20 protein-coding genes and 1 pseudogene are annotated in these 22,983 nt (G+C 66.0%); 11 read left to right on the top strand and 10 right to left on the bottom strand.

Annotation, left to right across the window (positions count from 1 at the left end):
- The first annotated feature begins 39 nt into the window (after positions 1–39).
- The 9 genes and pseudogenes from ACW179_RS18145 to ACW179_RS18105 all read left to right on the top strand — a co-directional run bounded on the left by ACW179_RS18145 (position 40) and on the right by ACW179_RS18105 (position 11,781).
- Positions 40–1,320 carry a DUF5690 family protein gene (locus ACW179_RS18145; protein ID WP_492060850.1) on the top strand — a complete coding sequence of 427 codons (1,281 nt, stop codon included), beginning with the start codon at positions 40–42 and terminating at the stop codon, positions 1,318–1,320.
- 242 nt (positions 1,321–1,562) lie between these two features.
- Positions 1,563–1,724: pseudogene (locus ACW179_RS18140) on the top strand (LacI family DNA-binding transcriptional regulator); the annotation flags it as partial.
- A gap of 81 nt (positions 1,725–1,805) precedes the next feature.
- On the top strand, positions 1,806–2,585 hold the full coding sequence (locus ACW179_RS18135) for a substrate-binding domain-containing protein (protein ID WP_492064349.1): 780 nt from the start codon (positions 1,806–1,808) through the stop codon (positions 2,583–2,585).
- A gap of 184 nt (positions 2,586–2,769) precedes the next feature.
- A complete protein-coding gene (locus ACW179_RS18130; protein WP_492060849.1) occupies positions 2,770–5,223 on the top strand; it encodes a TonB-dependent siderophore receptor in 2,454 nt (817 codons plus the stop codon).
- Positions 5,224–5,290: 67 nt separating this feature from the next.
- Positions 5,291–7,132, top strand: coding sequence for an alpha-amylase family glycosyl hydrolase (locus tag ACW179_RS18125; RefSeq protein WP_492060848.1), 1,842 nt, complete (start codon positions 5,291–5,293; stop codon positions 7,130–7,132).
- Positions 7,129–8,013: an ROK family protein gene (locus ACW179_RS18120; protein WP_492060847.1), complete on the top strand. Its 885-nt coding sequence runs from the start codon at positions 7,129–7,131 to the stop codon at positions 8,011–8,013. Before ACW179_RS18125 ends, ACW179_RS18120 begins: the two co-directional genes overlap by 4 nt.
- Positions 8,010–8,276 carry a GntR family transcriptional regulator gene (locus ACW179_RS18115; RefSeq protein ID WP_492060846.1) on the top strand — a complete coding sequence of 89 codons (267 nt, stop codon included), beginning with the start codon at positions 8,010–8,012 and terminating at the stop codon, positions 8,274–8,276. Before ACW179_RS18120 ends, ACW179_RS18115 begins: the two co-directional genes overlap by 4 nt.
- Positions 8,269–9,504, top strand: coding sequence for an MFS transporter (locus tag ACW179_RS18110; RefSeq protein WP_492060845.1), 1,236 nt, complete (start codon positions 8,269–8,271; stop codon positions 9,502–9,504). Before ACW179_RS18115 ends, ACW179_RS18110 begins: the two co-directional genes overlap by 8 nt.
- A gap of 261 nt (positions 9,505–9,765) precedes the next feature.
- Positions 9,766–11,781: a methyl-accepting chemotaxis protein gene (locus ACW179_RS18105; RefSeq protein ID WP_492060844.1), complete on the top strand. Its 2,016-nt coding sequence runs from the start codon at positions 9,766–9,768 to the stop codon at positions 11,779–11,781.
- Here the strand turns inward: ACW179_RS18105 and ACW179_RS18100 are convergent.
- The 6 genes from ACW179_RS18100 to ACW179_RS18075 form a co-directional block, all read right to left on the bottom strand.
- Complete coding sequence (locus tag ACW179_RS18100) at positions 11,778–13,646, bottom strand: glycoside hydrolase family 9 protein (RefSeq protein ID WP_492060843.1); 1,869 nt, start codon at positions 13,644–13,646, stop codon at positions 11,778–11,780. The two genes, ACW179_RS18105 and ACW179_RS18100, sit on opposite strands and share 4 nt — an antisense overlap.
- A gap of 76 nt (positions 13,647–13,722) precedes the next feature.
- Positions 13,723–14,100, bottom strand: a complete 378-nt coding sequence (locus ACW179_RS18095) for a potassium channel family protein (RefSeq protein WP_492060842.1) — start codon at positions 14,098–14,100, stop codon at positions 13,723–13,725.
- Positions 14,101–14,217: 117 nt separating this feature from the next.
- Complete coding sequence (locus tag ACW179_RS18090; RefSeq protein ID WP_492060841.1) at positions 14,218–15,435, bottom strand: RtcB family protein; 1,218 nt, start codon at positions 15,433–15,435, stop codon at positions 14,218–14,220.
- 457 nt (positions 15,436–15,892) lie between these two features.
- Positions 15,893–16,219, bottom strand: a complete 327-nt coding sequence (locus ACW179_RS18085; protein ID WP_492060840.1) for a DMT family transporter — start codon at positions 16,217–16,219, stop codon at positions 15,893–15,895.
- Positions 16,216–16,566 (bottom strand): hypothetical protein, encoded by a 351-nt coding sequence (locus ACW179_RS18080; protein ID WP_492060839.1) that lies wholly within the window; start codon positions 16,564–16,566, stop codon positions 16,216–16,218. The genes ACW179_RS18085 and ACW179_RS18080 overlap by 4 nt, the downstream gene beginning before the upstream one ends.
- A 62-nt stretch (positions 16,567–16,628) precedes the next feature.
- Positions 16,629–17,567 (bottom strand): prephenate/arogenate dehydrogenase family protein, encoded by a 939-nt coding sequence (locus ACW179_RS18075; RefSeq protein ID WP_492060838.1) that lies wholly within the window; start codon positions 17,565–17,567, stop codon positions 16,629–16,631.
- Between ACW179_RS18075 and ACW179_RS18070 the strand changes: the two genes are divergently transcribed.
- Positions 17,566–17,733, top strand: coding sequence for a hypothetical protein (locus ACW179_RS18070; protein ID WP_492060837.1), 168 nt, complete (start codon positions 17,566–17,568; stop codon positions 17,731–17,733). The genes ACW179_RS18075 and ACW179_RS18070 overlap by 2 nt on opposite strands.
- Positions 17,734–17,741: 8 nt before the next feature.
- On the opposite strand, the gene hisC is transcribed toward ACW179_RS18070, so the two are convergent.
- From hisC to ACW179_RS18055, 3 genes are all read right to left on the bottom strand, one after another.
- Positions 17,742–18,863 carry a histidinol-phosphate transaminase gene (hisC, locus tag ACW179_RS18065; RefSeq protein ID WP_492060836.1) on the bottom strand — a complete coding sequence of 374 codons (1,122 nt, stop codon included), beginning with the start codon at positions 18,861–18,863 and terminating at the stop codon, positions 17,742–17,744.
- 45 nt (positions 18,864–18,908) lie between these two features.
- Complete coding sequence (locus ACW179_RS18060; RefSeq protein WP_492060835.1) at positions 18,909–19,709, bottom strand: chorismate mutase; 801 nt, start codon at positions 19,707–19,709, stop codon at positions 18,909–18,911.
- 92 nt (positions 19,710–19,801) lie between these two features.
- On the bottom strand, positions 19,802–20,812 hold the full coding sequence (locus ACW179_RS18055; RefSeq protein WP_492060834.1) for a DUF2125 domain-containing protein: 1,011 nt from the start codon (positions 20,810–20,812) through the stop codon (positions 19,802–19,804).
- Between the two features lie 29 nt (positions 20,813–20,841).
- Between ACW179_RS18055 and ACW179_RS18050 the strand changes: the two genes are divergently transcribed.
- On the top strand, positions 20,842–21,390 hold the full coding sequence (locus tag ACW179_RS18050) for a gamma-glutamylcyclotransferase (RefSeq protein WP_492060833.1): 549 nt from the start codon (positions 20,842–20,844) through the stop codon (positions 21,388–21,390).
- 290 nt (positions 21,391–21,680) lie between these two features.
- On the opposite strand, the gene ACW179_RS18045 is transcribed toward ACW179_RS18050, so the two are convergent.
- Positions 21,681–21,974 (bottom strand): GIY-YIG nuclease family protein, encoded by a 294-nt coding sequence (locus ACW179_RS18045; RefSeq protein WP_492060832.1) that lies wholly within the window; start codon positions 21,972–21,974, stop codon positions 21,681–21,683.
- Positions 21,975–22,983: the final 1,009 nt, after the last annotated feature.

Genomic DNA, 22,983 nt, shown 5'->3' with positions numbered 1-22,983 from the left:
GGGTGTGGTATAGACCAAGCGCCTCTAAGGGGCGTTCAGATGAGTTCAGATCCGCGAAGCTGGCTGGAGCGAGCCAATCCTCTGGTCTTCACCCTGTTCGCGGGTCTGGCGGGCTTTTGCGCCTACTTCTCGATGTACGCCTTCCGCAAGCCTTTCGCGGCGGCGACCTTCGGCGTGGTCGAAGGCTGGACCTTCGCGATCGACTACAAGATCGCCCTGGTGCTGGCTCAGGTTGCTGGATACGCGGCCTCCAAGCTGATCGGGGTCAAGGTGATCTCCGAGATCGCGCCTTCACGGCGCGGCGCTGCCATTCTGGGATTGATCGGCGCGTCCTGGCTGGCCTTGCTGGCCTTCGCCGTTATTCCGGCCCCGTGGAACGTCCTGGCCCTGGTGCTGAACGGTCTGCCTCTCGGCATGATCTGGGGGCTGGTGTTCGGCTTCATGGAGGGGCGGCGGACGTCTGAGGTCCTGGGCTCCATCCTCTGCGCCAGCTTCATCGTGTCATCCGGCGTCGTGAAGTCGGTCGGCAAGTGGCTGATGGTTGATCTCGACGTCTCGCCGTTCTGGATGCCCGCTGCGACCGGCGCTCTTTTTCTGCCGCTATTGTTCGTCTCGGTCTGGGCCCTGGTGCAGTTGCCGCCGCCCAGTCCCGCCGACGAGGCCGCCAGGGTGCGTCGCCAGCCGATGGATCGCGCCCAGCGCCGGGCGTTTCTGGCCGCCTACGCGCCCGGCGTCGTCTTGCTGGTGATGGCCTATGTGCTGCTGACCGCCCTGCGCGACTTTCGCGACAACTTCGCCGCCGAAATCTGGATCGCCCTGGGCTTTGGCGAAACGTCCAGCGTTTTCACCACCAGTGAATTGCCTGTCGCCGCCATCGCCCTGGCGGTCATGGCCGCGGTGATGCTGGTGCGCGACAACCTGCGGGCGCTTCTTGTGATGCATGGCGTCATCCTGGCCGGCTTCCTCCTGCTGGGCCTGGCGACCCTGGCTTTCCAGGCCCAGTTGGTGTCGCCACTGACCTGGATGATCTTGACCGGCGCAGGTCTCTACATGGCCTACACGCCCTTCAATGCCATGCTGTTCGACAGGATGATCGCCTTCAGTGGCCAGGTCGGCACGGCGGGTTTCCTGATCTATGTCGCCGACGCCTCGGGCTATCTGGGCAGCGTCGCCCTGCTGCTCTGGCGCAACTTCGCGATGGTCAGCCTGGACTGGCTGGGCTTCTTTATCGCCAGCGTCTACGCGACGAGCGTTGTCGGTGCCGTTTGCACGATCCTGGCCGGGCTCTATTTCCTGCACCGACGTTCAGGCAACCCATAGGCCTCGATGATCAAACCCAGGGACACATTCGCCTGAAGCCGGCGGTAAGGGCGTGGACCGGGCAACCCCGGTGTGGTCCAGCTGCGGTCCCGCCGCCTCCGCCCGTCCGCTATGGCGGGGGAGGCATTCTCTCCACGCTTTTCGGGAAGCTTGGAGTGGGTGATGATTTCCAGATTGCATTTGTGCGACGAACGCATCCTTTTTGGGTGTTCTCTCACGTGGCCTAGCCTATCATTGCTCCAATGAGCGCCAGAACCGCGAATCCGACGCCAAGACTGAAGATGGCTGACATCGCACGCATGGCGGGTGTCTCGAGCTCTACAGTCTCGCGCGCACTGGCCGGCAATCCGCTGATACCGCTGCCGCTCCGCGAACGGATCAGCGAACTGGCCCGTGCCCATGGCTATGTCGTCAACCAGCAGGCGCGTGGTCTGAGGCTGCAGCGCACCAATACGATCAACGTCGTCATCCCGCTTGGCCACGATATGGGCCAGTTGATTTCCGACCCCTTCTTTCTGGAGATGGTCGGACGGCTGGCCGATGAAATCACCCTGCGCGGCTATGAAGTGCTGCTGACCAAGGTGATGGCGCCGACCCCGGGCTGGCTGGACCGGATCATCCAGTCGCATCGCTCGGACGGCCTGCTGATCATTGGTCAGAGCGACCAGCATGCGGCGCTGAACCTGGCCGCCAAGAGCTATGGCCCCCTGGTGGTCTGGGGCGGCGACATGTCCGAGAAGCAGTACTGCACCGTCGGCGTCGACAACATCACCGGCGCGCGCCTTGCCGTCGAGCACCTGCTGAGGCTGGGCCGTCGGCGAATCGCCTTCCTGGGCATGCCCGAGGCGCCCGAAGTGGCCCTGCGCAGGCAAGGCTATCTTGCCGCCCTGGCCGCAGCCGGGATCGCCGCCGAGCCTGAACTGAGTGCGCCGGCCCATTTCAGCGCCGAGGCCGAGTTTGAGGGGATCGACCATCTCCTGGCCTCGGGCGTGGCTTTCGACGCGGTGTTCGCCGCTTCGGACGTCATTGCTCTGGGGGCGATCAGGGCCCTAGGCGCGGCCGGAATGCGAACGCCGGAAGACGTGTCTGTGGTCGGCTTCGACGATGTGGCTGTGGCCCGCCACAGCTGGCCGCCGCTGACCACGGTGCGCCAGGATCTGGGCCGTGGGGCGCGGGAAATGGTTGACCTGCTGTTTCGCCGGATTGACGGCGAAGACACGCCTTCGGTTGTCATGCAGCCCGAGCTGGTGGTCCGCCAGACCTGAACGGCCCGGCCGCCGGCACTGTTTTTTCCTTATCCACAAAGGGATTTGCCAGAACGAGGGCAATCGGCCCTGAAATGTAACTTGCAATCGATTGCGTAATCGTCATTCTCTGTCTTCAGATGCTCGGGAGTGAACCTAGGGCGCGGAAATCAGCGCCGGATGAGCGCGTGCGGGAGGAAATGAGATGGGGACCAAAACATTCTTGATGGCCGGTGCGGCCCTGGCGCTGCTGGCGGCGGGTTCGGCTCACGCCCAGACGGCTGAGGCCGCCAAGGACGACGTGCTTGAACTAGACGCGGTGGTCGTCACGGCTTCGAGGGCCGGGGTCACCAAGATGAGCTCGTCGGTCTCGGTCAGTTCGCTGTCGTCCGAGCAGATCGAGGCCCAGGCCCCGCGCTCGACCGCCGAGATCTTCCGGGGCCTGCCGGGTATCCGCTCGGAATCGACGGGCGGCGAAGGCAACGCCAACATCGCCGTGCGCGGTCTGCCGGTCGCCTCGGGCGGTGCCAAGTTCCTGCAGTTGCAGGAAGACGGCCTGCCGGTCATGGAATTTGGCGACATTGCCTTCGGTAACGCCGACATCTTCCTGCGGGCCGATGCCAATGTCAGCCGTATCGAGTCGGTTCGCGGTGGCTCGTCCTCGACCTTCGCCTCCAACTCGCCCGGCGGCGTGATCAACTTCATCAGCAAGACCGGCGAGACCGAAGGTGGCGCGGTCGCCCTGACCAAGGGCCTGGGCTATGACCACACACGCCTTGATTTCGACTATGGCGCGCCGATCAGCGACACCCTGCGTTTCCACCTCGGCGGCTTTTACCGCGAGGGCGAAGGTCCGCGTCAGTCGGGCTATACCTCCGAGAAGGGCGGCCAGATCAAGGCCAACCTGACCAAGGACTTCGAGAACGGCTATATCCGCCTGAACGCCAAGTACCTCAATGACCGCGCCGTCGGCTATCTGCCGATGCCGGTCCGGGCGACGGGCACGAACGGCAACGCCGACATCGGCTCCTTCGCCGGCTTCGACATCGGTCATGACGACATCCAGTCGATCTATCTGTCGACAAACCCGGGCCTGGACGGTGACGGCAATCGCCGGATCAGCAAGGTCTCGGACGGCATGCACCCCAACAGCCTGCAGTTCGGCGCGGAAGCCAAGTTCGACATCGCCGGCGGATGGACCCTGGAGAACCGCTTCAAGGTCGCCAAGACCTCGGGTCGTTTCGTCTCGCCGTTCCCGGCCGAGGTGGCCACGGCCTCGAGCCTGGCGACCTCCATCGGCGGCACCGGCGCGACCCTGCGCTATGCCAACGGTCCCCAGGCCGGTCAGACCATCGCGTCGCCCGCCAGCCTGAACGGCAACGGCCTGGCCATGCGCGTTCACATGTTCGACGTCGAGATCAACGACTTCGGCAACGCCATGAACGACCTGAAGCTGTCGCGCAGCTTCGACGTCGCCGGCCTGTCGCCGATCGACGTGACGGTGGGCTATTACAAGTCCAGCCAGACCATCGCCATGGACTGGCTGTGGAACACCTTCCTCATGGAAGTGAAGGGCGACAATGCCGCCCTGCTGAACGTCTATAACGGTGCCGGCTCGCTGGTCACTCAGGGCGGCCTGGTCGCCTACGGGGTGCCGTTCTGGGGCAACTGCTGCACCCGTCGCTATGACGTCACCTATGACATCGATGCGCCGTATCTGAGCCTGGGCACCAAGGTCGGGGCCCTGACTCTCGACGCCAGCCTGCGCCATGACAGCGGCAAGGCCCGGGGTCGCTACGCCGGCGCCAAGCAGGCGGCTAATTTCGACGTCAATGGCGACGGCGTCATCCAGCCGACCGAGGTGAGCGTCTCGGTGATCGACAACGCCAATTCCTCGCCGGTGAACTACGAGTGGAACTACACCTCGTGGTCGGTGGGCGCGAACTACCAGTTCAATCCTGATCTGGCCGCCTTCGCCCGCGCCAGCCGCGGTGGCCGGGCCAATGCCGACCGCCTGCTGTTTGGCAAGGTGGCGGCCGACGGTTCGGTGGCCAAGGCCGACGCCGTCGACATGGTCGATCAGATGGAAGCCGGCGTGAAGTATCGCCGCGATGGTTTTGGCCTGTTCGCCACCGCCTTCTGGGCCAAGACCGAGGAGCAGAACTTCGAGGCCACCACCCAGAAGTTCTTTGACCGGACCTATCTGGCCAAGGGTATCGAACTGGAAGCCAGCTACCGGACCGGCGGCTTCTCGGTGACCGGCGGTGCTACCTATACCGACGCCACGATCGACAAGGATGCGCTCAGCCCCGCCGTCGTCGGCAATACGCCACGCCGTCAGGCCAAGTGGATCTATCAAGTTGCCCCGACCTATGTCTGGGACAAGGTCACGGTCGGCGCCAGCGTGATCGGGACCGCCAAGGCCTATGCCCAGGATGACAACCAGCTGGTCTTCCCGGCCTTCGCCCAGGTCAATGCCTTTGCCGAATACAAGGTGTCGGAGGGCCTCAGCCTGTCGCTCAACGCCAACAACCTCTTCGACGAAGTTGGCCTGACCGAAGCTGAAGAGGGCGCGATCACCGCCGGATCGGTCAATGCGATCCGTGCACGGTCGATCAATGGCCGGACCGTCACCGCTACGCTCCGGTACAGCTTCTAAACCACCCCTGCGGGCTACGCCGGACGCCTCGTGCGTCCGGCGGCTTTTTTCTGATGTGAGTGGGTCCATGACTTCTCTGACCGCGACAGTCCCGCCGGGCGCGCTGTCGCATGCGCAAGCCGTCAAGCGGCGGTTCGAAGCGCACTGGCCCACGATCGAGTCCCTGCTATCGGGCGTCTATGGACAGGATTCGCGCTGGGCGGACTTTATCACCCGGCTTCGGCAGGCTGTTCTCGAGGCGGCTGAGGCGCGGCCCGTGGCCCTGCAGGCCCTGGACGCCGAGCGCGAGGCCCGACCCGACTGGCTCGGCGTATCCGGCCAGACCACCTACACCTTCTATGTCGACCGCTTTGCCGGAGACCTGACCGGGGTCCGTCAACGCCTGGATTATCTGACCGATCTGGGCGTGCGCTGGCTGCATCCCCTGCCGCTGCTGGAACCGCGCGAGGGTGACAGCGACGGTGGCTTTGCGGTGAAGGACTATCGCCAGGTCGATCCCCGGCTGGGCCAGATGCAGGACCTTTCGGCCCTTGCCGACGACCTGCGCACCCGGGGCATGGGGCTGATCCTGGATGTGGTCTGCAATCACACAGCGCGCGAGCACGCCTGGGCTGTGGCAGCCCGGGCCGGCGATCCCGCCTATCGCGACTTCTACATCGTGGTTTCGCCGGAAGAGGCTGCTCGCCGCGATGCCGAGCTGATCGACGTGTTTCCTGATACGGCTCCGGGCAGCTTCACCCCATGCCCTGAACTGGGCGGGCATGTCTGGACGACCTTCTATCCGTTCCAGTGGGACCTGAACTATGCCAACCCGGCGGTGTTCGCGCAGATGCTGGACGTGCTGGTGTTCCTGGCCGCCCAAGGGGTGCAGGGCTTCCGTCTGGACAGTGCCCCCTTCCTCTGGAAGCAGGACGGAACGACCTGCCGGAACCTGCCGCAGACCTATGCCATCGTCGAGGCCTGGCGCGCGGCCCTGTCGATCGTCGCACCGGGCGTGGTTCTGGTGGCCGAGGCGATCGAGAGCCTCGAAGACGTGCTGCCCTTCTTTGGCGAAGGCAGCGGCGGCTGCGATCTGGCCTATAATAACGGCGTCATGACTGCGCTTTGGGGCGCGCTGGCTGATGAGGACGCCGGCATCTTCCGGCGCTGCCTGTCAGCCTCGGCCGGCAAGCCGGCCCGGGCGGCCTGGCTGAACTATGTGCGCTGCCATGACGACGTGATCTGGAACGCCCTGGCGACCTATGCGCCGCATGAGGATCTGGCCCGCTGGTCGCGGTTCTATGGCGGCCAGGACCAAAGCTTCTCCCGCGGCCGGGCCTTTCAGACCGCGGCCGGCGGCGTCCCCTCGACCAACGGCATGGCCGCTTCCCTGGCCGGGATCGGGCCGGAGGAGGGCGCTGGGTCCGCCGGGGCAGGGCGCCTGGCCCTGCTTTACGGCATCATCCATGGGCTCGACGGCTGGCCGCTGATCTATATGGGCGACGAGATCGGTCTTGCCGATGATACGGCCTATGCGGAGGATCCGCTGCGGGCCGGCGACGGTCGCTGGCTGCACCGCCCGATGATGGACTGGTCGCTGGCAGGCCGTCGTGGTGATGAGGCCACGCTGGAGGGGGCGCTGTTCAAGCGGTTCCGTTCGCTGGCCGACCATGCCCGCAAGCTGGACCAGCACGGCGTAGCCGGCCCGGCGCGGCCGCTCGATCTCGGCGTGGCCTCGGTTCTGGCCTATGAACGAACCGGCGGCGCGCGGGGCTTTCTGTGCCTCGCCAACCTTTCGGGAGCGGCGGTGAGCCTGGACTTGCCCTATGGCTTTGGTGTTGGCGCGAGCGACCTGCTGGGCGGGGCTCCGCCCAGCGGCGGCTCCCTGACGCTGCCAGCCTACGGCCTGGTCTGGCTGGTGACGCTGTGACGGGCCGGGTCGCCGGTATTGAACTGGGCGGCACCAAGGTGCTGGTCGCCTTCGGCTCAGGTCCAGACGACCTGTCCGAGCCGGTGCGGATCCCGACCACAGGCCCGGCAGAAACCCTTATGGCCGTTCACGCCGTTCTGGAGGCCCGGCGCGGACAGTTCGACGCCATCGGCATCGCCAGCTTTGGCCCGGTTCGGCTGGATCGGGCGGCCGAGGACTGGGGTTGCGTCCTGCAGACCCCCAAGCCCGGCTGGACCGGCGCCGCCATCGCCCGCCCCCTGGGCGAAGCCTTCGGCGTGCCGGTGGCCTTCGATACCGACGTCGCCGGTGCGGCGCTGGGCGAAGGGCGATGGGGCGCGGCCCGAGGTCTTTCGGACTATGCCTATGTCACCATCGGCACCGGCGTCGGCGTCGGTGTGGTGGTCAACGGCCGCCCGGCCCACGGCCTGATGCATCCCGAGGCCGGCCACCTGCTGGTGCGTCGTGACCCGGCGCTGGATCCCTTTGCCGGCTGCTGTCCGTTTCATGGCGATTGCCTGGAGGGCCTGATCAGCGGCCCGGCCCTGGCCGCCCGGACGGGACAGCCGGGCGAAACCCTGCCGGCGGACGATCCCGTCTGGGATGTGGTTGCCGACTACCTGGCCCAGATGGCGATGAGCCTGACCCTGACTACCTCACCCCGGCGGATCATCGTCGGGGGCGGCGTTGCAAGCCCGGCCCTGCTGCAACGGGCCCGTCAGGCCCTGGCGCGCCGGATGGGCGGCTATATCGAGGCCCTGGCCGGTCCCGAGGCTTTGGCGGCCTATCTGGTGACCCCGGCCCTGGGCGACCGGGCCGGAATTCTCGGGGCGATCGCCCTGGGCCTGGGGGACGGGGCGTGATCGTCCTGCCGACGGCCTCGCAGATGCCGCGTCCGCTCTACCGGTCGCTGCGCGATGCCATCGTCCAGTCCATCCGGGATGGCCGCCTGCGGCCGGGTGACCGGTTGCCCACCGAACGCGACCTGGCCCGAGGATGCGGCGTGTCGCGCATTACCGTACGGGCTGCCCTTGAGGGCCTGGCCCGGGACAAGCTGGTGGCGCGCCGCACGCGCATCGGTACGATCATCACACACCATGCGGCGCGGGGAGATGGCGATGTCTGAGACGGAACGCGCGACAGGCGGAAGTAATATCGGCCTGATCAAGGGCCTGACCTTCATGATGTTCATGATGTTCGCCATGACCACCGACTCGGTGGGGGTAATCATCCCGGAGATCATCAAGAGCTTCGATCTGGGCATGACCGCCGCCGGATCGTTTCACTATGCCACGATGAGCGGCATCGCCCTGGGCGGGGTGGGGCTGGGCTTCCTGGCCGACCGCATGGGCCGCAAGTTCACGATCATTCTGGGCCTTTCGGTGTTCGCTATCACCGCCCTGGCCTTTGCCTTCACCAGCCAGTTCGTCGCCTTCCTGGTGCTGCTGTTCCTGTCGGGTGCAGCGATCGGCGTGTTCAAGACCGGGGCCCTGGCCCTGATCGGCGACATCTCGACCTCGACGCGCAACCACACCGCCACGATGAACACCGTCGAGGGCTTCTTCGGCGTCGGCGCGATCATCGGCCCGGCGATCGTGGCCTATCTGCTGGCCACCGGCGCGTCATGGAAGTGGCTCTACGTCATCGCCGGGGTCATGTGCCTGATGCTGATGCTGACGGCTTTGACCATCCGTTATCCGGGCGCGAAGATTGCGCCGGAGGCGCGCGTCGACTTCCGCAGCGTGCTGCGCGCCGGTCGCGATCCCTATGCCCTGGCGTTCAGCCTGGGCGCGATGCTGTATGTGGGCGTCGAGACGGCGATCTATGTCTGGATGCCAACCCTGCTGGCCGGATACCAAGGCCCGGCCGCCTTCATGGCGCTCTACGCCCTGTCGATCTTCTTCGTGCTGCGCGCCGCCGGACGTTTCCTGGGCGCCTGGATGCTGGCCCGACTGCGCTGGACCCTGGTGCTGGCGATCTGCGCGGTTGCCATCCTGGTCTGTTTCGTCGGTGCCCTGATCGGCGGACGCGACACGGCGGTGTTCCTGCTGCCGGCCTCGGGCCTGTTCATGTCGATCGTCTATCCGACCATCAACTCCAAGGGCATCAGCGTCTTTCCCAAGGCCGAGCACGGAGCCGTGGCCGGGGTGATCCTGTTCTTTACCTGCGTCAGCGCCGTGATTTCGCCCCTGGCGATGGGCGCGGTCAGCGACGCCTTTGGCGGACCGGTCTATGGCTTCGTGCTGGCGACGGGCCTGGCGGTGTTGCTGGCCCTGGCGGCCGTGGCCAACCTGCTGCTCGACCCGGCCAAGGCGCGGTTGCAGGCCTGTGACGAAAGCGAATACGCGGCTTGAGGGGGCAGCCAGGCTAAACGGCGCGCGCAAAGCGCCCCTTCGCACTGCGCGCGAATCAGCCTGGCCACGCGTTGGTCGAGGTCACCGGGGAGGGGCGACCAGTCTGCCACTGGGCGTTGCTCCTGCTCGACCCCTGCCGTGCTCGTGCAAAAAAGTTCGGCAAGACTAGCGCGGTGTCGATTTGCCGCAGCGGTTGCTGGTAACGTTAAAACTCTGGTCAGCGCTGGCGTGTCTTAATTTCTCCGCACAGCGGAGGATTGCATGAGCATCGGGGCGGGCGGAGGCTTCAGGGGCGCGGTCGACGGCTTTCGCAGGACGGTCCTGATCGTCATCATCGCCCTTGCAGCTGTCTCGATCGCGTCCTTGGCCCTGCTGCGGGTCAATGGCCCGCTGTATCATCAGATTGCCATGGGCAAGGATCTGGTCGCCGATATCCTGCCGCCGCCGGAATATGTGCTTGAGGCCTATCTCGAAGCGACCCTGGCCCTGCACGAGCCGCCACAGCAGATTCAGGCGCGGGCTGAGCGCCTGAAAGTTCTGAAAGCCCAGTACGACGAGCGTCAGACCGTATGGTCTCAGTCTGACCTGGATGGCGATCTGAAGGCGCAGATCCTGGGGCCCGTAAACGATCCGGCTTCGACCTTCTGGGCTGAGATCGAAAAAAACTATCTTCCGGCGCTCTCGCGCGGCGATCAGGCGACCGCCCTGGCCAGCTACGAGGCGCTGAGCGCAGACTACGCCCAGCATCGCCTCGCCATCGACAAGCTGGTGACGGACGCCACCGCCATGGGTGCCCGAAGCGAGCGCACTGCATTTTTTGGCCTTCTGGTTGTCATTGTTCTGATGACGGGCGGCTTGGTCGGCGCTGTTCTGGCGGTCCGGCGGGGCGCGGCCCGCGTGGTCTCAGAGGTGGTTGATCCGCTGGCGGACATGACCGCCACCATGAGCCGGCTTGCGGAAGGCGATCTGACCGTCGACATACGTCGGGGGGATCGGACAGATGAACTGGGGGCCATGGCCCGGGCGCTGGTCGCCTTCCGTGACCAGGGGCGTGAAACCGTGACTCTTCTGCGCGAGCGGGAAACCGCTGAGGCGCAGGTGGCGACTGATCGCAAGGCCAGCGACAACCGGCGGTCAGCGGCGCTTCAGTCCATGGCCGAGCGGGTCGAGCGTGAGACCCGGGGCGCCGTCCAGAGCGTCGCCGAGACCACGGCGGCTGTGGCGGAAAAGGCCAACGCCATGGCGCGCCTGTCGACGGACGTGCAGGACCGCAGCAATGCGGTTGCTGACTCCGCCCAGGAAGCCCTGGCCCAGACTCAGTCCGTTGCCGCCACAGCGGGTCAGCTCGATGTGGCCATTCAGAACATAACGCGTCAGGTCGACCAGGCGCGACTGGCCGCCAGCGAGGTCGCCGGCGCGGCCGGGGAGGCCGATGGTGCCATTGGACGACTGACCAATGCGGTAGACCAGATCAGTCGCGTGACGGACCTGATTTCCGACATCGCACGCCAGACCAATCTCCTGGCGCTCAATGCCAGCGTCGAGGCGGCGCGGGCCGGCGAGTCCGGTCTTGGCTTCGCGGTCGTGGCCGGTGAGGTTCGTAACCTCGCGCAACAGACTGCGGCGGCAACCTCCGACATTCGCGGCCTGATCGGCGGCGTTCAGCGTTCGGCTGATGAAACCGTCCAGGCCGTCAGCGGCATCAATGGCCGTATCGTGATCATGGACGAAGCTTCCGTCGCCATCGCCGGCGCGGTTCAGCAACAGGCCGGTGCCACCATGGCCATCAGCCGTAGCCTGGCAGAGACCAGCCTGATGGCTGAACGCATGGTCGCCCAGATCCGAGATGTCTCGCGTGAGGCCCGGTCTGCCGGTTCGATCTCCCGCGAGGTTGATGAGCTTTCGCAGGCGGTCGGTGCCGATATCGCGGCCCTGAGCAAGACCCTGGTGCGGGTCGTCCGAACCTCCACCGACGAGGTGGAGCGCCGCCGTCTGCCCCGGTTCCCGGCCAACATGTCTGTTGATGTCAAAACGGTCAGCGGATCGGTGCGCGCTATCATCCGAAATCTTTCGGAGGGCGGGGCTCTCGTCGAGGGGCTGGGCCAGGGGGGAGGCTCGGTCAGCTTCAGGCTCAGCGGTGTTTCAGACGCTCTGCTTGCCGATGTCCTGGGGCTTGATGCGGGTCTGACCCACGTCAAGTTCCGCCCGACGCCTGAGCAGATGCCGCAACTCGAGGCCGCCGTAGCGCGTCTCAGGCCCTCAGTGGTGGCCGCTTAAGGCTCATCCAGCCAGGTTGCGACCCAGAACAGCGGCGCATTCCAGTTGATGGCGACCTCGTTCTGGGTGAAGGCGCGATAGTCGTCGGTCCAGCAGGTCTGGGGCCGGCACTTGCCCTTCATCTCGGCGGCGATGGGGTCGCCCAAGTTGGTCGAGTTGGGGCCGCCAGACAGCACGCCGGGGGGCGGTGCGGGATATCGGGCGTCGGCCTGTTTGGCCCAGAACCGATGGTGAGGGTTGAGCATCGGCCGCGCGCCGTGACCCGTGACGTATGAGCGATCCAGCGGATTGCGGCCCAGCACATAGTCCATCGCATCGACCGCGCCGTCGCGATAGGCGGCCTTGGCGGTGAAGTCAGCGGCCAGTCCCAGAACCATCGCGCGGTTCAGGATCGACGAGTTTGATCCCCACGGATAGCCCGGTGCCGCATAGGGCAGGCCATAGCCCTGGGTCGCGCCGTCCGCCAGGTAGCGGTCGGCGCTGGCGACCAGATGGGTGCGGGCGGCGGCGATTTCGGCGGACTTCAGGCCGTTGGGCGCTAGGGCAAGGGTTATGGTTCCCAGCGCCCCCACCGAACCCCAGCTGATGTCGCCGGTCGGCTTGGCACCGCCCGTCGATGGGCCGGCAAGGAACAGGGGCGAGGCGCGTAAGGCGGTCTCGTATTCGGGCGCGCCCGTGGTGGCGTAGAGTTCCGCGGCGGCCCAGTAGAATTCGTCCTCCAGATTGCCGTCGCCATAGCCGCCGCTGCCGGTGAAGGCGCCCAGGGCATAGACCTCGGGGTTGCGCCGGGCGGCGGCGAAGGCGCTGCGGGCGACCTCCAGGCTGCGGGCGGAGAAGACGGGATCAATCGTCTTCCAGATCCGCGCCGCCTGGGCGGCCGTGGCGGCCAGGTTCAGGGTGGCGGCGGTGGTGGGGTGATAGAGATAGCGGGTTTCGCGGTCTTCGGCCGGGGCGGTGGGCAGGGCGGTCCAGCGCTCGTCGGCCAGTCTCTGGTGGGCCATGCCCGAGGCGTCGAGCGGCGTCAGAACGAGGCGTCCTTGCGGGCCGACCTTCTGCGGGCCTACGGGCAGGTCCAGGGTCTTGCCCTGCGGAACCTGCATGGCCAGCAGGAACTCGATCTCCCAGCGCGCCTCGTCCAGCAGGTCAGAGACGCCGTTGGCGTTCTCGGGGATCTTGCCCTTGCCGTCGGCGAAGGCGGCCAAGGTTGCGGCCTTGCCCAGCACGGCGGCGCGCTCGTGAGCGTTCAGCAGGGTCCAGACCGAGATGCCGCCATTGACCACATACTTGCCGTGGTCGCCGGCGTCGTACCAGCCGTGGCGCGGGTCCAGGCTGTAGTCGCAGCCCGCCCAGACCTGGCCGCGCTGGTCGGCCTTGTTGAAACAGGTGGCCTTGTCGGAGACATGGCCCGCCGGGCGCGCCAGGTCCGGGCGCTGGACGAAGCGGGTCTCGATCGGGACGCCCGCACGGTTCTGGTAGAAGAAGCCCAGGGCGTCGGCTTTCAGCGCGCCATAGCGACGCCCGCCGATGCTGAAGGGATGGCTTTCAGCCTGACCGACGACCAGGCGATAGCCCTCGCCCTGGCCCATGAAACTTGTGAAATCGATCTGGTGGACATGCTCGCCCGAGGCCGCGTCGTCGCCGAACACCCGGGTCTGGCCGCTGGCCACAACTGCGCCCTTGGCGTCGCGAAGGGTCCAGGCCTGGGGCGTGGCCGACGGATCGGCCAGTACGGCGCGCTTGGGACCAGAAGTCTCGACACCCAACTGGTTCAGGCGAATGGCGCTTGGCGGCGCTTCAGCCGCAGCTGCACCGCTAAGGGCCAATGTCAGGACAAGCGCCAACAGCGGCAGGCGGGACTGGATCATGTGCGTTTCCAACCATCGCGGCACGTCGTAGCGCGCACCGTCCAGCCTGGAGGCTAGCGTATAACTGACAACGTTGTCACTGGTCTTTTTCGGTGTCCATCTGGCCCAGTTTGTCCAATCGCGCCTCAAGTCGCCGCAGGGAGGCTTTCAGACTTTCCTGCTCGTCATGGGTGAAGGCGTTCTGGTCCTTGATGAATTGCGAGCAGATCCGGCCGATCAGCAGGGGCAGGATAAACAGCAGCATCAGGTGGATCAGAAACACGGCGATCAGCCTGCCGCCGAAGGTGGTCGGATAGGCGTCGCCATAGCCGACCGTCGTGGCCGTGATGCAGGCCCACCAGAGCGAGTCGAGGAAGGGCTTGTGCTCGAGCAGGGCGTAGCCGCCGGCCGAGGCCAGCAGCACGATGACATAGAGGAGCAGAAGCTCGCGGATCGAGTCGATGTATCTCAGCATACGGGTCTCCCGTCTTCGGCGCCAATGTTTCGCAGGATTCGGACACGGCGAAAGCCGGTTGTAGCGTGCGCGCGGAACGCGAAACGCCGCCCGGTCGATACGACCGGACGGCGTCCGCTAGCCCTTGACGCACACCACCTGGCGCAGCGTGTGGACGATATCCACCAGGTCGCTCTGGGCGGCCATGACGGCGTCGATGTCCTTGTAGGCCATCGGCGTTTCGTCGATCACGCCCTCGTCCTTGCGGCATTCCACGCCGGCCGTGGCGGCGATGTGGTCTGCCGTCGTGAAACGGCGCTTGGCTTCGTTACGGCTCATCGCCCGTCCGGCTCCGTGTGAGCACGTGCAGAACGAATCCGGGTTGCCCCGGCCGCGCACGATGAACGACTTGGCGCCCATCGAGCCCGGGACGATCCCCAGCTCCCCGTCCTTGGCCGACACCGCGCCCTTGCGGGTCAGGTAGACGTCCTTGCCGAAGTGCTTTTCCCGCGACACGTAGTTGTGGTGGCAGTTCACCGCATGCTGCGTGGTCACAAGGTCGGGGAAGGTACGCTTCAGCACCTCCAGCACCTGGTCCATCATCACTTCACGGTTGGCCCGGGCGTACTTCTGCGCCCAGGACACGGCCCGCACATAGTCGATGAAGCCCTCGCTGCCTTCGGCAAAGTAGGCGAGGTCCTCATCGGGCAGGTTGATGAACCAGCGGCGCATCTCGTGCTTGGCCCGCTCGATGAAGTAGGTCCCGAACCGGTTGCCCACGCCCCGCGAACCGGAGTGCAGCATCACCCAGACGTCACCCGCCTCGTCGAGGCACAGCTCGATGAAGTGGTTGCCGGTGCCCAGCGTGCCAAGGTGGCCCAGACCGCGCTGGTGACCGGCTTTCGGGTGCCGGGCCACAACGTCGTCATAGCCGGCCTTCAGGCCCGCCCACTTGTCGGTCGCCACCGTCGGGGGATCGACCTGCCAGGCGCCCTTGTCGTTGCGCCCGCCATTGTCGGTCCGGCCGTGTGGGACCGCCGCCTCGATGTCGGAGCGGATGCCGAACAGGTTGTCGGGCAGGTGCTCGGCGCGGATCGAGGTGCGGACCGCCATCATGCCGCAGCCGATGTCGACGCCCACGGCCGCCGGGATGATTGCGCCGAGGGTCGGGATCACCGAGCCCACGGTCGCGCCCATGCCCCAGTGCACGTCGGGCATGACCGCGACGTGCTTGTGGATGAACGGCAGGCTGGCGACATTGCGCAGCTGCTTGAGGGCGGCGTCCTCGAGGGGCACGCCTTGTGTCCACGCCTTGATGGGCGCGCCGTCGCTTTCGATATGTGTGAAGCCGCTCATGGGCTTCTCTCCTCTTGCTCCCCCTCCTGGCGACGAGACCGGCAAGATTTCCGCACAAACGAAAAACCCCTCCGGCTCAAGGCCAGGAGGGGCTTTTTCGGACTTCCCGAGTTCGGATCGAACCCTAGACCGTAACCCCCTCCCACGCGCGCGCGCTCATCCATTCGACCTGACGGTCGAGCAGATTGCAGGCGGGCGAATAGGTTGGGGCTTTGTGCGCCATGGTTCTCAGTCCTTCGGGAGGCGGGCGATTACAGCGTTCTTCCAGCGCGCGCCAGAGGCGATGACGTGGAAGTTGTGGGGTGTGCTGCGTTGGCCACACCGCTGTTGCCCGCTTTGGCAGATGCTCCCCCTATGGGGGAGCTGTCCCGGAGGGCCGGAGGGGGTCATCTGGGCGCATGCCGCGCCGCCCCCTCCGGCCCTTCGGGCCACCTCCCCCAAGAGGGGAGGATCTGGCTTAGTGGCTCTTTGAGAACAGGTTGATCACCAGCACGCCGGCCAGGATCAGGGCGATCCCCAGCAGGGCGGCGGCGTCCAGACGCTGGCGATACATCACCCAGGCGATGCCGGTGACCAGCACAATCCCGACCCCTGACCAGATGGCATAGGCGATGCCGACTGGCAGGGTCTTGAGGGTGTGCGACAGGGCGTAGAAGGCCACGCCATAGCCGACCGCCGTGATCAGCGACGGCAGGGGCCGCGTGAAGCCTTCCGCCGCTTTTAGGGCGGAAGTTCCGATCACTTCGGCGACGATGGCGATGGCTAGCCAGGCGTATCCGTTCACTTGAGCTTCGCCATCATCGACAGTTCGACGTCGGTCCATCCAGACTCGGCGAGTTTGGCCCTCAAGATATCCAGATGGCCCTGGTGGGTGTCAGAGGTAGCCCAGATGATCACGGGTTGGCTGGATCGCTCGGCGGGCGCGCCAGCCCTTTCGAAGGCCCGTTGAAGATCGGTTTCCAAGGTGGCCAGAGTCGTGGCTCGCCCATTCAATTTCAGCGAACCATCCGAAGCCAGATCGAGGCTCTGATGAAAGGCGAGATACCGCGCGGCGCCGGCGACCGACTCGTACCTTGGCGGCGCGACAGAGACTCCAACCCGGATGACCCCCGTCGCGGCGCCGGCGATCAAACTCCCAACAAGCACCACTCCGACAATGGCGGTGCCGATTAGGAGGCGCGGCCCGGAGACTTTCAATGCTTCCCGCGATCACGGCCGAAGTTCGGCTCGGCGCTTTCCTGGCCGGCGGCGACGATGCCCCGGCGGATGGCGCGGGTGCGGGTGAAGTGGCTGTGCAGGGTGTCGGCGTCGCCCCAGCGGATGGCGCGGCTCATGGCCTGCAGGTCCTCGGTGAAGCGGCCCAGCATCTCCAGCACCGCGTCCTTGTTGGCCACGAAAATGTCGCGCCACATGGTCGGATCGCTGGCGGCGATGCGGGTGAAGTCGCGGAAGCCCGAGGCCGAGAACTTGATCACCTCGCTCTCGGTGACGTTCTCCAGATCGGCCGCGCTGCCGACGATGGTGTAGGCGATCAGGTGGGGCAGGTGCGACACGACGGCCAGCACCAGGTCATGGTGCTTCTCGTCCATCAGTTCGACCTGGGCCCCGAAGGCGCGCCAGAAGGCCGACAGCCTGGCGACGGCGGCGGCGTAATGCTCGTCGTCGCTCTCGAACGGGGTCAGGATCGTCCAGCGGTTCTCGAACAGCTCGGCAAAGCCCGCATCGGGACCCGATTGCTCGGTGCCGGCGATGGGGTGGCCGGGGATGGCGAAGATCTTCGAGATATCCTGGGCGCGGAAGGCCTCGGCGACATTGGCCTTGGTCGAGCCGACATCGGTCAGTGTGGCACCGGGCTTCATGGCCGGGATCACCAGCGAGGCCAGTTCGGGGACAGACAGCACGGGGGTGGCGATGACCACCAGGTCGGCGTCCTTCACAGCCTGCGCGATGTCGCCGGTCACGTGGTCGGCGATGCCAAGCTCGACCACGCGGGCCCGGTGCGCCTCACTGGCGTCGGCCACGGTGATCTCGCCGACCACGCCCTGGGCGCGGGCCGCGCGGATCACCGAACCGCCGATCAGCCCGCAGCCGATCACGGTCATCTTGGGATAGAGAATACCGGGGTTAGGCATGGATACGACCCTCGACCAGCTCTTCAACCCGCTCTCCCCGGCGAAGGCCGGGGCCCAGATTCAGCCAGAGCGACTGGGGATGACGCGCCATGCGGCGGCGCTCACCAACGGGGCGTTTGTGGGTTCGATCTGGACCCCGGCTTTCGCCGGGGAGAGCGGACAATGAAAGGGTCATCACAGCCCCACAAACTGCGTCAGCAGATCCACCACGGCGCGGTTATGCTCTTCGAACCCGATGGTGATGCGGATCGCATCCGGCAGACCATAGTTGCCGACGGCGCGGACCAGATAGCCTTTCGACGCCAGAAAGGCCTCGGCCTCCGGCGCGGTCTTGCCGGGCACATTGGGGAAATTGACCAGTACGAAATTGGCTGCAGACGGCGTCACCTCCAGCCCCAGTCCGCCCAGCTGCTGGGTCAGGAACGGCCGCCACTGCTCGACCAGAGCCACGGAACGGGCCTGGAACTCGACATCCGCCAGGGCCGCGACGGCGGCTTCCTGGCCGGGGATCGAGGTGTTGAACGGCGGACGGATGCGCTCGATGGGTTCGATGATGTGCGAGGGGCCATAACCCCAGCCGACCCGCAGGGCGGCCAGGCCGTGGATCTTGGAAAAGGTGCGGGTGACGATGACGTTCTGGGCCGTGCGGGCCAGATCAAGGCCGTCCTCGAAGCGCGGATCGGTGGCGAATTCGGCATAGGCCCCGTCCAGCACCAGCACCACTGACGGCGGGATGGCGGCGTGCAGGGCGCGGATCTCTTCGCCGGTCAGCCAGGTGCCGGTCGGGTTGGCGGGGTTGGCGATGAACACCAGCCGCGTGCGCTCGTCGATTTGCTTGACGACTTCGTCGGCGTCGATGCGCTGGTTGGGCTCGCGCGCCATCCGCACTTCGCCCTGGCAGGCGCGGGCTCCGATGGCATAGGCGGCAAAGCCGTGCTCGCCCTGGACGATATTGTCGCCGGGCTCCAGATAGACCTGGCACAGCAGGGCGAAGATCTCGTCGCTGCCGTCGCCGAACGTCAGGCGCTCGGGCTCCAGGCCATAGTGCTCGGCCACGGCGGCGCGCAGGCCGTTGGACTTGCCGTCGGGATAGATGTGCAGGCGATCCACCGCGTTGCGATAGGCCTCTTTGGCCGCTTCGCTGCAGCCCAGGACGTTCTCGTTGCTCGACAGTTTCACCGGATGGGCGACGCCTTCGATCTTCGACTTGCCGCCGACATAGGCGTGGATGTCCATGATGCCCGGCTTGGGCGTGGGGCGCGGCGCGGCGAAGCGGTCGGAGGTCGGAGCGGTCATCGGCTTACTCAGGTCGAACTTGGGGTCGTCTTACACCGCGCGCCTTTAGACGTCGAACGGTGTCGGCGCGGCCCCGATGACGCCGGTCAGCTTGCCCGGCGCGCGGGCCAGGCGCTCGTCGCCCGGCATGAAGAAGCCCGACAGCGACAGCAGCTTCAGCCCGCCGGCTTCGGCCACCAGCTCGGCAGCGACCCCGTCCAGGCTCAGGGCCTCGACGATGGCGGCGGGGCTCTTGGCGCTGTCGGTCACCCAGAAGGTCTGGTCGGCCCCGGTGGGCTCGACCTCGACCTCGGCGACGGCCAGGGCGGCCTGCGGGCCCCAGCGGTTCAGGCAGGGCAGGGCGGCAAAGACCTTCAGCCTGGGCTCGGCCAGCAGGCGGCCCCACCAGGCGTTGTCCGGGGTCAGGGCCAGGACGCCCACGCCCCACGGCGTCTTTGCGGCGGCCAGCGCGTCCTTGGCGTCGGCCAGCAGTTGCATGCGGGGCGCTGCGCCAAAGCGCAGGCGGGTCAGCTCGACGGCGCGGGCCGTGTCCTTCCCGCCCCAGACCGACAGGTGATAGGGACCCTGGCGGGCCAGGTTGTCGCTCATCACCTCGCGCCAGATGCGGATCACCAGGGCGTCGGTGGCGGCCTTGCGCGGGGTGGCCAGCAGCTTGCGGACGATCATCGCCTCGCGCGCCGGACGCAGGCCAAAGCCCGTGTCGCCCGCCGCCTGCTTGGCCGCCGCGACGGAACTGGCCAGGGCGGCCCGCTCGTCGAGCAGTTTCAGAAGTTCACCGTCTATGGCGTCCAGTCGCCATCGGACCTCGTCCAGAGACGGAGGCGCATCCGCCGCGTCGCTACCCATGTTTATCCCCAAATTTGGAGGCCGGACCATAGTCCTTGCCGCCGTGGGCGCAATAGGCGGCGTTCATGGGAAGAAACTTGCGCGGCCTTCGCCTAGTAGACGCGCGGTGAAGGGCCGGTGTCGATGCTGCCCAGACGGGTGCGGCCGTTCTCGAAGGTCAGACTGGCCTCGATGACCGGCTCGCGGCCCAGGGCCTGCGCTGCGGCCGCCAGGGCCTGCTCGGGCGTGCGGATCTTCGCCTTGGGGTCCAGGCGCTCCTTCAGGGCCACCTCCAGCACGCCTTGCAGGCGGCCATTGGCATCGACGGTCAGGGCGCCCGTCTTGGCCGTGCCCTCGGCCTCGCCGGCGGTCAGTTTGGCGTTCTGCATGGTGATCGCGCCGCCGGCCGCGCTCCAGTCACGCACCGCGTCGGCCCAGTTGTCGCCGCGCAGGGCCGAGACGCGGGTCAGGCGAGCGTCCAGCACCATGTCGGCGGTATTGGCTTGCGCGATACGGCCCAGCAGGCCGGTGAAGTTGGCCTTGGCGCCCTGCGCCTTGAACAGGATCGCGCCCTGATCGTTGGGGCCGGGGCGAAGGTGCATCTGCATGGTCGTGGCCGTGCGCAGCGGGAACGGCTGGGCGTCGGATGCGGTGGTGAACACCAGGCCCGCACCCTCGACCGAGATGCGCGGCAGGTGCTGGTCAAAGCCCGCCAGGCTGGCGCGCAGGGCCTGGCCGGTGATGGCGACGTCGCCGGCTTGTGGCCGGGTCAGCAGCGCCCCGCGCGGCGCGATCACCACCCAGTGGTCGAGACCATAGATCATTGCCTCACCGTTCAGTTCCGGCAGGCGCAGGGCCCAGCCCGAGGGCTCGGCGACGCGGGCGTCGGTCAGGGTCACGTCCAGACGGAACGGGAAGCCCGAAAAGGTGCGGGCGCTCCACGACAGGTCATAGCCCTTGGCCTTCAGCGAAGCGGCGGCGGCGTCCATCTTCTGCTCGGCCTGGCCGCGCAGCCAGAACCAGCCGATGCACCAGGCCGTCGCAAAGATCAGCGCGATGACGAAAGGCGTCCAAAGTCCGCGCCGACGGACTTTGCGGGACGGTGCGGCGTCGGTATGGGTCATGAAGCGGGCGAGTCCGGTCGGGATGGGTAATGAGCGTTGATAGCGGTGATCGCTGGGTGTTCGGATACGGATCGCTGATGTGGCGTCCCGGCTTTGCGTTTGTAGAGCGAAGACGCGCGGTTCTCCACGGCCGTCGTCGGGCCTTCTGCATCTATTCGGTGCATCACCGGGGCACCTATGAGCGTCCGGGCCTGGTTCTGGGCCTCGCGCCTGGCGGCTCGGTACGCGGCGCGGCCTATCGCGTGGCGGCCGCCGAGTGGGAGGGCGTCTATGCCTATCTGCGCGAACGCGAACAGCCGACCGAGACCTATTTCGAGGCCTGGAGCGATCTGAAGATCGACGGCGAGTCCGGCAAGGTCTCCTCGCTCGTCTTCCTGTCGGACATGAAGCACAGCCAGTGGGCGGGCGCGCTCAGCCTGGAAGCCCAGGCCGAGCTGATCGCCGGGGCCAGCGGGCTGTCAGGCCGCAACATCGACTACCTCAGTGACCTCGTCGGACACCTGCGCGAGGACGGCGTGCGCGACCACGCCATGGAGGCGCTGCTCAAGCTGGTGCAGGCGCGGGAGGCGTCGGCTTAGGTTTCCCTCTCTCTGAGAGAGAGGGAGGGGCCCGCCGCCGCAGGCGGTGGGAGGGTGAGAGGTTTCACCTTTGGCCGGAAAAGCTCGGTTGGTGCTGCTGATCGGGCGGAGAGGGTTGTTAGGAGGCGCGAGCACGGCAAGAACAAGACATTCCTCGCCAATCCCAAAACCCTTGTCATCCCGGCCGTAGCGTAGCGAAGAGCCGGGACCCAGGGGCAACCGCTTTGTGCCCGCCACGGCTTCCCTCGCCAATTGCATCAAACGTCATGGCCCAATTGTCAGATGGCCTTTCAGCAGTTCAGAGTCTCGTAAAGGTCCAGCCACTGCGGGTTCTCCGCCTCGATCAGCTGAATTTTCCAGGCTCGTCGCCAACGTTTGAGGGCTTTTTCACGTCGGATGGCGTCGCCGATATCCTGGAAGCTCTCGTAATAGACCAGTCGGGTGACGCCATATTTCTGGGTGAACCCGCTGGGTGAACCTTCACGATGTTGCCAGATCCGACCCGACAGGTCACCGGTCACCCCAACATACAGGGTTCCATTCCGCTGGCTGGTGAGGATGTAGACGATGTACTCACGGGGCATTCTGCAATCATGAGGCGTGTCTATTCCGCTGTCATCTCGGTCAAAGGCTCAAAAGCGCCTGGAGCCAGTGCGGTGCGGTTGCCCCTGGGTCCCGGCTCTTCGCTGCGCTACGGCCGGGATGACAAGATTTTGGGGCGAGGTGGAAGCCTGCAAAGCGGAACGTTCGAGGGTCGCCTAGAAAGCGGTCTTTGCGAAGGTCTGACTAGGGTGGAAGTTGGACTTTAGGGTGTGGGCTCGCGGCCTCCAGCGGCTATCAAAAAAAGCAAAACCCCAAGCATCCCAGCCGCGCTTAAGCCCGTAAACCACCAATACTTCTTGAGCAATTCCGCCCCGGGAAATAGCGCCTTATATCTCGTTGTCACGCGCTTCCATTTGGAAGGATGCCAAACGTAGATAGACTCCTGATCCTCAACTCGACTTTGTTGATTGATCACTCTAACAATCTCGTAGACGGCGGCATTTGCACGAAGACATGCATACATGGCTCCCGCGAAGCTAATGGCGGCCATCGCCAAAAATACAATGTGGGTAAGCATGGTAATGCAACGCTAGCCGACCTTGCGAACGTCGCCAACGGGTCGGGTGCAGGAATTGGGCGCGCGCCCGAAACAGGACATTCGACGCAATGCTGAATTGCGGACGTCGGAGCTGGATGGCAGCATCCGCAGATGAATGAGCCCTCTAAAGTTAAGCTGTCTCGGCTGCGCGAGATTGGCTGGTCTCTGTGGGACCCAATTGGGCTGAGGGAAATCAGCGATGGCGATTGGCAAGAGGGCGGAGCCTGCGCGGAAGAGTACGACAGCGATCTTCTGCAAGTGGTAGGCAAATTGCGGAAAGGCGAGCCCGCATCGGAGGTTGTGGCCTATCTGGAAGACACCGAAACCGGCCCCATCGGGCTGACGCCAAACGAGACGATGCGGAGCAGAGCGGAAGCTACAGTCGCGGCTATCGGGGAGTATCTTTCGACCCTTCCGCCGGGACCGCTGAAGGTCCGCTGAGTGCCGAACGC

It is taken from the genome of Caulobacter sp. AVps18 (assembly GCF_058681425.1).
This window is presented reverse-complemented; position numbering and strand designations above follow the sequence as displayed.

Excerpts from the sequence above, each read along its gene's own strand:
- ACW179_RS18070 (WP_492060837.1), top strand. The coding sequence starts at position 17,566 with ATGGATACGACCCTCGACCAGCTCTTCAACCCGCTCTCCCCGGCGAAG.
- ACW179_RS18060 (WP_492060835.1), bottom strand. The coding sequence starts at position 19,709 with ATGGGTAGCGACGCGGCGGATGCGCCTCCGTCTCTGGACGAGGTCCGA.
- ACW179_RS18045 (WP_492060832.1), bottom strand. The coding sequence starts at position 21,974 with ATGCCCCGTGAGTACATCGTCTACATCCTCACCAGCCAGCGGAATGGA.
- hisC (WP_492060836.1), bottom strand. The coding sequence starts at position 18,863 with ATGACCGCTCCGACCTCCGACCGCTTCGCCGCGCCGCGCCCCACGCCC.
- ACW179_RS18125 (WP_492060848.1), top strand. The coding sequence starts at position 5,291 with ATGACTTCTCTGACCGCGACAGTCCCGCCGGGCGCGCTGTCGCATGCG.
- ACW179_RS18145 (WP_492060850.1), top strand. The coding sequence starts at position 40 with ATGAGTTCAGATCCGCGAAGCTGGCTGGAGCGAGCCAATCCTCTGGTC.
- ACW179_RS18105 (WP_492060844.1), top strand. The coding sequence starts at position 9,766 with ATGAGCATCGGGGCGGGCGGAGGCTTCAGGGGCGCGGTCGACGGCTTT.
- ACW179_RS18100 (WP_492060843.1), bottom strand. The coding sequence starts at position 13,646 with ATGATCCAGTCCCGCCTGCCGCTGTTGGCGCTTGTCCTGACATTGGCC.
- ACW179_RS18055 (WP_492060834.1), bottom strand. The coding sequence starts at position 20,812 with ATGACCCATACCGACGCCGCACCGTCCCGCAAAGTCCGTCGGCGCGGA.
- ACW179_RS18130 (WP_492060849.1), top strand. The coding sequence starts at position 2,770 with ATGGGGACCAAAACATTCTTGATGGCCGGTGCGGCCCTGGCGCTGCTG.
- ACW179_RS18075 (WP_492060838.1), bottom strand. The coding sequence starts at position 17,567 with ATGCCTAACCCCGGTATTCTCTATCCCAAGATGACCGTGATCGGCTGC.
- ACW179_RS18110 (WP_492060845.1), top strand. The coding sequence starts at position 8,269 with ATGTCTGAGACGGAACGCGCGACAGGCGGAAGTAATATCGGCCTGATC.
- ACW179_RS18050 (WP_492060833.1), top strand. The coding sequence starts at position 20,842 with ATGAGCGTTGATAGCGGTGATCGCTGGGTGTTCGGATACGGATCGCTG.
- ACW179_RS18090 (WP_492060841.1), bottom strand. The coding sequence starts at position 15,435 with ATGAGCGGCTTCACACATATCGAAAGCGACGGCGCGCCCATCAAGGCG.
- ACW179_RS18135 (WP_492064349.1), top strand. The coding sequence starts at position 1,806 with ATGGGCCAGTTGATTTCCGACCCCTTCTTTCTGGAGATGGTCGGACGG.
- ACW179_RS18095 (WP_492060842.1), bottom strand. The coding sequence starts at position 14,100 with ATGCTGAGATACATCGACTCGATCCGCGAGCTTCTGCTCCTCTATGTC.